This window comes from Chitinophaga sp., from assembly GCF_036566945.1.
In the GTDB taxonomy this organism is placed as follows: Bacteria; Bacteroidota; Bacteroidia; order Chitinophagales; family Chitinophagaceae; genus Chitinophaga.
In genome coordinates this window covers 1-9,501 of the sequence record NZ_DATCVJ010000458.1, presented here as the reverse complement: position 1 = coordinate 9,501, position 9,501 = coordinate 1, and the positions used below count along the sequence as shown (strand labels likewise).

The 9,501-nt window shown below is 46.1% G+C and carries 8 protein-coding genes; 7 read left to right on the top strand and 1 reads right to left on the bottom strand.

All coding sequences use genetic code 11. The features are described from left to right. Positions 1-1,309: DUF5106 domain-containing protein (locus VIP81_RS14135; protein ID WP_331961693.1), on the bottom strand; the 1,309-nt coding region annotated here is incomplete at its 3' end. 120 nt (positions 1,310-1,429) lie between these two features. Here VIP81_RS14135 and rlmD point away from each other — a divergent pair. From rlmD to VIP81_RS14100, 7 genes are all read left to right on the top strand, one after another. Further along, positions 1,430-2,845, top strand: coding sequence for a 23S rRNA (uracil(1939)-C(5))-methyltransferase RlmD (gene rlmD / locus VIP81_RS14130; protein ID WP_331961690.1), 1,416 nt, complete (start codon positions 1,430-1,432; stop codon positions 2,843-2,845). A gap of 6 nt (positions 2,846-2,851) precedes the next feature. Beyond that, entirely contained in the window at positions 2,852-3,676 is an 825-nt protein-coding gene (locus VIP81_RS14125; protein WP_331961687.1) for a rhomboid family intramembrane serine protease, read from the top strand. 47 nt (positions 3,677-3,723) lie between these two features. Continuing rightward, a complete protein-coding gene (locus VIP81_RS14120; protein ID WP_331961684.1) occupies positions 3,724-4,656 on the top strand; it encodes a rhomboid family intramembrane serine protease in 933 nt (310 codons plus the stop codon). A 340-nt stretch (positions 4,657-4,996) separates the two neighbouring features. Beyond that, positions 4,997-5,878, top strand: a complete 882-nt coding sequence (locus VIP81_RS14115; protein ID WP_331961681.1) for an endonuclease/exonuclease/phosphatase family protein — start codon at positions 4,997-4,999, stop codon at positions 5,876-5,878. 28 nt (positions 5,879-5,906) lie between these two features. Beyond that, positions 5,907-7,049, top strand: coding sequence for an endonuclease/exonuclease/phosphatase family protein (locus VIP81_RS14110; RefSeq protein ID WP_331961678.1), 1,143 nt, complete (start codon positions 5,907-5,909; stop codon positions 7,047-7,049). A gap of 160 nt (positions 7,050-7,209) precedes the next feature. Continuing rightward, on the top strand, positions 7,210-8,709 hold the full coding sequence (gene cysS, locus VIP81_RS14105; RefSeq protein WP_331961675.1) for a cysteine--tRNA ligase: 1,500 nt from the start codon (positions 7,210-7,212) through the stop codon (positions 8,707-8,709). Between the two features lie 19 nt (positions 8,710-8,728). Next, a partial coding sequence (locus tag VIP81_RS14100; RefSeq protein ID WP_331961671.1) for a M28 family peptidase occupies positions 8,729-9,501 on the top strand: 773 nt, incomplete at its 3' end.

Sequence of the window (9,501 nt, the reverse complement as noted above, 5' to 3'; positions counted from 1 at the left end):
CAAGCAGGTAGATCATAGGAGTGCTATATACATCGTACAAACGGCGGTAATTAGTGGCAGATTGCGGATCTGAGCCATGTATCCAGCCGCGGAGGTCATGATCTTGAATAAACTGGATCCATTCTTCACGGGTACCTTCCGTTTTCACGCCGATCATCGCCACTCCTTTGCTTTTCCAGCTTGCTTTATAGGCGGAATCCAAACGAGGCAGTTCTGTTTTGCAATGGCCACAGGTAGGGTCCCAGAAAACCAGTACCGTGTACCTGGACTGGGTTTTATACAGCGAAAGCATGTTGGAAGCAGTATCCTTAAATTCGAGGGGGGCCGCTTGTTTTCCGATGAGATTAGGGGCCAAAGCGTATGCTCTGTCTACAATTTTATTCAGTTGCTCATCATTCAGCCAGAAGGCTTCTCCGGGCACGTAATATTTCTCTACCAGGTGAACAAATACGGCGTCCATGCCCATATAGGGAGAGCTTTCATAGTTATAAGTCAGCCACCACAGCACAAATTTGAAAACTTCTTTGCTTTTGCGGGTGCGGGCAATCAGGGCGTCGCAATCTACCACAATAGAGTCCGGGGAGGCCATGACTAATTGGGAGAAATATTTTTTCAATTTCCCTTCCAGAATGGGTGTTCTCACCAGGCGATCGCTTTCCAGGTCTACTTCATCCCAATAGTGACCTTTAAAATAGCGATAGGCAAAGGAAGAGTCTTCTCCGGCTGGCTGCTGAGGCACTTCCGGTTCTTTCATCGCCAGAAAAATGGTGCTGAGAATGGTACCGGGGTGTTTGGCAACAAAGTCTGTCCGGAATTCCTGGATCTTTTTCCCGAGTTCCTTTTGCAGGGGCAGCACTTTCGCCGTGTCTGCCGCAGTGCGCGCCGCCTGTAGCTGCTGCTGTATGTTCCTGCTGAGCGCTTCCTGCTGAAACAGGAACTTGTTGTAAGACAGGAACAAATCGTTGTCGGGGCTGCCTTTATAAATAGTTTTATTGATCAGGTCGGAGCTATCGAGGGTAACACTAAAGAATTGCTGTTTATCGATCAGGGTTTCGACATATTTTTCTTTTCCTGGGAGCACCAGCAGGTAGATACCGGGCAGCAGTTTTTCTTTGCCTTTCAGGATGAGGTCACCTGATGGGCTTACGTCAGCAGAATCGGCCAGGTAGGTAGATCGGCCCATATAGTGGGCGAGGAAAAATTTTCCGCCGGTAAAGTTTTTCAGCTTCACAGTGATCTGGTATCCCTGCGCCTGCAGGTGTAAGTGCCCTAAAAGGGTGGCTATCAGTATTACAAATAATTTACGCATAAGATTTGAAAGCAATATGTAAATGTAAGCGGAAAAAAGTAAAAAAGGAAAGCGGTGTGGTGAGTGGTAATTACATGAATTACGGCGTAGGATTCAGCATTTCCAATTACCTTTGCAGCCGTGAGGAAAAAAAACGTTGTTTTAGAAAATGTACCTGTTACTGCCTATGCGGCAGAGGGTAAAGCCCTGGCCCGTCTTGACGGGAAAGTTATATTTATTGAAGGCGGTGTGGTGCCTGGTGACGTAGTGGATGTTCGTCTTAGTAAAAACAAAAAAGACTGGGCAGAAGGGAAAGTGGTTCACTTTCATAGTTATTCTGACAAGAGGGTGACACCTTTTTGCCAGCATTTTGGTACCTGTGGTGGTTGTAAATGGCAGATGCTGCCTTACTCCCAGCAGCTGGAATATAAGCAACAGCAGGTAGCAGACCATTTACAGCGTATTGGGAAGTTGGCATTGCCACCGATGGATCCTATCCTGGGTGGTGTACACACGGAACATTACCGTAACAAACTGGAGTTTACCTTCAGTAATAAAGCGTACCTCACCAATGAGGAAATAAAAGCAAATGACGGAGAAATACCTGTAAGACCCGCACTGGGCTTCCATGTACCTAAGTTGTTTGATAAAGTACTGAATATAGATACCTGCTATCTCATGCAGGAACCGGTAAACCTGATCCGCAATACCATCCGCGAATATGCCGTGGCACACGAGCTGCCGTTTTACGACATCCGTGCACAGCAGGGCTGGTTGCGCAACCTGGTGATCCGGCTTTGTACTACCGGAGAAATTATGGTGAACCTGGTGATCCGTCATGAAGACAAGCCTAACCGCATTGCTTTGCTGGATCATTTGCTGAAAACGGTACCAGCGATTACGACAGTGCTTTATACCATCAATCCTAAGGGCAATGATACCATCTTTGACCTGGAGCCGAAGGTATATTTTGGGAAAGGGTATGCAGAAGAGAAATTGGAAGATTTTGTTTTTAAAATCGGTCCTAAATCTTTTTTCCAGACCAATACCTACCAGGGAGAAGTGTTGTATAAGGTAACACGGGATTTTGCCGGGTTAACAGGATCTGAAATAGTATACGATTTATATTGCGGCACTGGCAGTATCGGCATCTTTGTATCCCGCAATGCCCGCAAGGTAGTGGGTATTGAGCTGATCAAAGAAGCGATAGATGATGCGAAGGAGAACGCCGCCCGAAATAATGTTAACAATGCCGAGTTTTTTGCAGGCGATGTAGTGGATATTTGTGATGATGCTTTTTTTGCACATCATGGACAACCGGATGTAATTATCACGGATCCACCACGGGCAGGCATGCACGAAAAACTGGTGAACAAGCTGCTTGAAATTGCAGCGCCTAAAATTGTATATGTTAGCTGTAATCCGGCTACACAAGCCAGGGATCTGGCCTTGCTGGATGCACTTTATACAGTGGAAAAGGTACAGCCGGTAGATATGTTTCCACACACACATCACATTGAAAATGTGGTGCTGTTGAAAAAAAGAGCTAATAACTAAGCAACAATGAACGAGTACAGGCCCGGAAAATTTCAGCTCCTTCCCATGGTGATCAAAAACCTGATGATCATTAATGGTTTGGTTTGGTTGGTGCAGATTACGCTGCTGAACAGATTTGACTATGATTTAAGTCGCTTATTTGCCTTGCATTACTGGGGCTCTGAACTTTTCAGGCCACATCAGTTCATCACGCATTTATTCCTGCACGATCCGAAGAACATTACGCATGTGCTCTTCAATATGTTTACCCTGTGGATGTTTGGCGCCACCCTGGAAAACTTGTGGGGCCCCAAGCGATTCCTCATTTTCTATATGATATGCGGAATTGGTGCCGCGCTTTGCCATATGGGGGTACTCACTTATGAGAACGTAACCCTTACTAAGTATGCGACCAACTTCCTGAATGATCCTTCTCTCAGCAATTTCACGTTGCTGGATAACAAGTATGACCTGGGGAACGGGACCAGCAGCATGGAAAGCCTGAAAAATGCGCTGGACTACCATGATCCCAACGCCATAGAGATTGCCAGGATATACGTCAGGGACTACGTGCATATGTACCGCAGTGGTGCTACACTGGGAGCCTCTGGCGCTGTGTATGGCATCCTGTTCGCATTCGGCTATCTATTTCCGAATACCTACATGTACATCTACTTCATGTTCCCTGTAAAGGCGAAATATATCGTTGGATTTATGATTGTGGCCGAATTATGGTCCGGTGTTCAAAATTCCGCCGGTGATAATGTGGCACATTTTGCGCATTTGGGTGGCGCACTCTTTGCGTATTTATTGCTGCGAGGGTGGACAAAGCGGCGAACAGATTTTTATTAATACAACTGTATTAATGACGTATTTTTGTATTGAAAAATATATGTACCATGCATGCGTTGGAAAAGGAGAAATTACCCCGCCTCTCTTTAGGAGAAGGAAGAAATATGGTAACACAATTGTTGGTCGTAAATCTTACCATTTTTATATTCCTGTTCTTCACTCTTGTTATTTACAAGATGGAAGATGTTGGTGAGCCACGATTTCATCAGGACATCATGACCTGGCTGAGACTTCCTGCTGATCCGGCAAAATTATTAATGCGTCCATGGACGCTGGTCACCTCTCTGTTTACACATATCAGCGTTTGGCAGGTTTTTACCAATATGGTGTGGCTCTGGTGTTTTGGCACCTTTATGCAGCACCTGGCCGGCCACCAGCGGATTTTACCCCTGTATATTTTTGGAGGTATCGTTGGTAATCTGTTTTATGTGGCAGCTATGCAGTTTATACCATCTTTCCATGCACTGAACGGTACCGAATACTGGCTGGGCGCGGCTGGCAGCATTATGGCGATAGCCGTTGGCGTTACCGCCATTGCTCCGCGCTACCGCATATTCCCACTGCTGGCAGGCGGCATTTCCCTGTGGATCATTACCCTGCTATTTGTCGTACTTTCCGTGGGATCGCTGGTGGCTTCTTCTACCTATGGTTATACCTACATTCCTGTACTGGTAGGTGGTGCCCTTGCAGGCTGGATCTATATGACCCAGTGGAAACGAGGTAATGACTGGGGTTCGGGCTTTAACAGACTGGCGTTTAAACTGACGCATGTTTTCCATCCCGCTGCGCAACAGGTCAACCCTGATGATTTTAAAAAAAAGACTAGTTCAACAGAGGTAGACCAACAACCCTTCAGACGTATCGGCAAAGTACCGGAACAACGATTAAATGAAATTCTTGATAAGATAAATGAAAATGGCTTGTCTTCCCTCTCACCAGACGAAAGGGATACCTTACTCAGGGCAAGCAAAACAGAATAAGAGCATTACGAATTACAAATTCTGAACTACGATAAGTGGGGATACATGAGCGGATAAATGCTACTCAGGTATCCCCTTTTAATTTGTATTTTGGAGATCATCATTTGAAATTGCTTGTCCCCCTATGCTACAAAAAATTTTTCGCCGGCTGCTGCTTTGGGGTAGTATGCTCATCGCAACAGGCCTCCTATTGAGCGCCTATCTTCCTTTCTTCAACCCTGGTAAATTTTGGATGACCGGATTTTCGGGCTTCTTCTTTCCCCTCCTGTTTCCCATTAGTCTCCTTTTAATACCCGTATTGTGGTGGTGTAAGGCCCGAAAGCAGATAATACTGTGCAGTATGGCAGTACTATGTTGTATCCCCGCAGTGTTGGTCACCTGGGGCATTCATATCTTCCGTAATAATAATATTGCCAAACAACCCTACAGCAACGAGTTTACGCTGATGACCTACAATACCAGCAGCATGGGGCTGAATGCCTATAAAACGGATAAAGAGAAGGAAGCGGCTATCTATCATGTGGTGGACAAAAACAGCCCGGACATCCTGTGTATGCAGGAGTTTTACAGCAACGACGAGGCAGACAAAGAGCACCATATAAACAGATTAATGCAAACGGGACACTATACCTATCATTATTTTACCTGTGATAAAATCCACTGGAATACCTGGTATTATGGCATTGCGCTATTTTCCCGTTATCCAATAGCAGCAGCGGAGGCTATCCCCTGCGGAGAAAGTAAAGTGGGTAGTGGTAGTTCTTTTTTGCAGGCGGATGTTGTGATAAAGGGAGACACTATCAGGATATTTTCCGTGCACCTCACTTCGTATATGTTTAGGGGTGAGGATTATGATCAGATGAAGGCCCCGGGCGGTTCAGGGCTGATTTATAAAATGCGGTCGACCTTTCAGAAAAGATCTGCACAGGCAATTCAGCTGGCGGCGCTGGTAGCTGAAAGCCCTTATCCCACCATTGTTTGCGGTGATTTCAATGATACGCCGGTATCATTTACCTATAAAACTGTGAGCCGGAATTTACAGGATGTTTTCCTGGAAACCGGTAGTGGCTGGGGCCGTACCCTCTCCTTTTTGTCGCCTTCCCTGCGGATAGATTATGTGTTGGCGCAGCCCTCCTTCCTGATTCACGGAGGCGAGGTTTTGGCAACGCAGCCTTCCGAGCATTTCCCGGTTATGGCCTGTCTGTCGTTGAAAAAACACTAACTTTAGTACTTCAACAAAGTATGACACGGTGCGATTTTTAAGACTATTTACGAAAGGATTTTTTCTGCTCATCAACTTCGTCGTGGTATTACTTTTCCTGGCAGCCTGTATGGCGCCATATATTTCACCGGCGTGGTTTTGGCCTATTAGCTTCATCACACTGGCATTCCCGTTTTTACTGTGTGTGCTGGTTATATTCCTGATCGGATGGTTGTTTTTTAATTATCGCTATACTTTGTTATCACTGATTGCCCTGTTGCTGGGCTGGAAATCCATTAGCGCTTTTGTGGCATTTCATATGCCTTCGGGTAATAAGGCCGTGAAGGACGGCAATACGCTTACCATCATGAGCTATAATGTGAGCCAGTTTGGCCTGTACCGGGAAAAGGACAGTAAATATAACCGGCAGGCGATGTTTGCTATGATTAAAAAACAGGAGTTGGATATTGCCTGTTTCCAGGATTTTTATACGTCAGAGAAAAAAAACGATTTCAACAACCGGGAAGATATTTCCAGGGAGATGACTTTGCCTTATCGTTACTTTTCCAGCGATTTTAACCGGGATGGCATGCAACACTGGGGGTCGATTATTTATTCCCGCTTCCCTATTATCTCCTCTGACAAAGTAAAGATGAGCGTAGGTCCGAGAAGCGAAAGCCTGATTTATGCGGATATTGTGAAAGAAGAGGATACAATCCGGATCATTAATATGCACCTGGAATCATACCGGTTTGATAAGAAAGATTATTCAGCCATTCAAAAAATCAGGAACCAGGAAGATACGGGCCTGAAGGCCACCAAGAGCATTATACAAAAAATGCGGGAAGCGTATATCCGTCGCAGTCAACAGGCCGATATTGTAGGCGATTTTATCCGGCAAAGCCCATATCCTGTTATTGTTTGCGGCGATTTTAATGATACACCGGCCTCCTATACCTACTTTACCATTAAAGGAGATTTGCAGGACGCTTTTCTGCAAAAAGGTTTAGGAATAGGACGTACTTTTACAGGGCTGGCGCCTACATTACGTATTGATTATGTTTTTGTGAGCAACCATTTTAGGGTAAACAGCTTCCGGAAAATCATCTCTGACCTGTCTGATCATTATCCTGTAATTGCCAATCTGAGTTTAATCGGCAGCGGAAAGACGGAAGTAGAAGTAAATAAATAACTGTAACCATTATGAAAATGTATCATATTTGTATGGCAGACCGATGTTGTTCCGGTAGTTTTATCGTACCCGGAAAACAATTTTTATCTTTGCCATCCATCAATAAAAAATAAGGTGTCAGGACCCGGCGCAGCCGGATGACATCTGTCATTTACAGCATATGTCAGAACTCAGGATATACAATTCATTACATCGACAGAAAGAAGTATTTACACCATTACACCCGGGCCATGTAGGCATGTATGTGTGCGGACCCACCGTATCCGGCGAATCACATCTGGGACACGCCCGCCCTTATATTACATTTGATGTAGTATTCCGCTATTTAAAGCACCTGGGCTATAAAGTGCGTTATGTACGTAATATCACTGATGCCGGCCACTTTGAAGAGGAAGGTCGTGCAGCAGAAGATAAGATTTCAAAGTTTGCCGTACTGGAAAAGCTGGAACCTATGGAGCTGGTGCAGAAGTACACGAACCTGTACCACTGGGCCATGCTGCAATTCGGCTGCCTGGAACCAAGTATAGAACCTACGGCTACCGGTCATATTATTGAGCAGATTGAAATGATCAAAACGATCATTGAAAAAGGATATGCCTACGAAGTCGATGGCAGCGTGTATTTTGATGTGAAAAAATATGCTGCCAACTATGATTACGGCATTCTGAGCGGCCGTATACTGGAAGACATGCTGGAAACCACCAGGGAACTGGAAGGACAGGACGATAAGCACAACAAGGCCGACTTTGCGCTGTGGAAAAAGGCGCCGCCGGAACACCTGATGCGCTGGCCAAGCCCATGGGGCGAAGGCTTCCCCGGATGGCATATTGAGTGCTCTGCCATGAGCGCCAAATACCTGGGCGGGCAGTTCGACATCCATGGTGGTGGTATGGACCTTCAGTTTCCACACCATGAATGTGAAATTGCGCAGAGTGAAGTAGTACATGGCGAGATGATGGCCCGCTACTGGATGCACAATAATATGATCACCATCAACGGCCGCAAAATGGGTAAGGCTTACAACAACACCATTAAGCTTACGGAAATGTTTACCGGCTCCAATCCTCAGCTTGATAAGGCTTACAGCCCTATGACTATCCGTTTCTTTGTGTTGCAAACGCATTACCGTGGCACACTGGACTTCTCCAATGAAGCCCTGCAAGCCGCAGAAAAAGGCTTACAACGTTTGTGGGCTGCTTATGAAACCTTGCAAAAGCTGACATATACCAGCGGTAATGGTCAGGGCATCAATGAAGAGCTGGACAAACAGGTGCGTACCTGGTGCCAGGAGTGCCCGGAGTTCATGAACGACGATTTTAATACCGCTAAAATACTGGCGAACCTGTTTGAGCTTACACCGGTGATCAACTCTCTGAAAGGCGGGCAAATAAAAATGCACGAAATCAGTGAAGATACATTTACACTGTTACAGCAAACCTGGAAAACATACCTGGTAGACATTCTGGGTATTCAACAGGAAGTCATCACCGGGGAAGACAACAAGCTGGATGGCGTTTTACAGATGCTGATTGAAATGCGTAAGGAAGCCAAGAGCCGCAAGGACTATGCAGCTTCCGACAAAATCCGTAATGAATTATTATCTATTGGCGTGCAGCTGAAAGATGAGAAAGACGGTACTGTTTCCTACAGTCTTCAATAACCAAATATTTCCGAAGATAATGCGTAAAGCTCTTATTACGCTGACTGCGCTGGCCTTACTGGCCGGCGCCTGTCAGCAGAATGGCCAGACAACAGAAAGTACGAACGACAGCACCGGCGACAGCAAAGTAGCCAAACTGGATGTACCTGTCCCCGTTTTCCAGGCAGATTCTGCGTATGCTTACACTGCCAAACAGGTGAGTTTTGGGCCCAGAATACCCAATACGCCGGCACAGGAAAAATGCGCCAACTGGCTGATCAGCAGTCTGCGGCCATGGGCAGATACTGTGTACGTACAACGTACCACAGTGACCGGTCCTAAGAATGAAAAGCTGCCTTGCATTAATATCATTGCCAGCTTTAACCCCGCTGCCAAACAGCGTGTATTGCTGCTGGCACACTGGGATACGCGCCCATGGGCAGATGAAGACGCCTTTGATAAAACAAAGAAACTGGATGGTGCGGATGATGGCGCCAGTGGCGTAGCCGTACTCATGGAAGTAGCCCGGCAGTTTCATTTGCAGAAGCCGGAAGCGGGTGTGGATATTTTGCTGGTAGACGTAGAAGACTACGGCGCTAAGAATGATGAAAACTCTTTTTGTCTGGGCACCCAGTACTGGGCTAAGAACCCGCATGTACCGGGTTATAAAGCTAATTACGGTATCCTGCTGGATATGGTAGGTGGCCGCGGCACACAGTTTTACATGGAAGGATCTTCCAAACAATATGCTGCTGCGCAGATGAAAATGTTCTGGGATGTAGCCAACCGACTGGGTTACTCCGATAAGTTCCG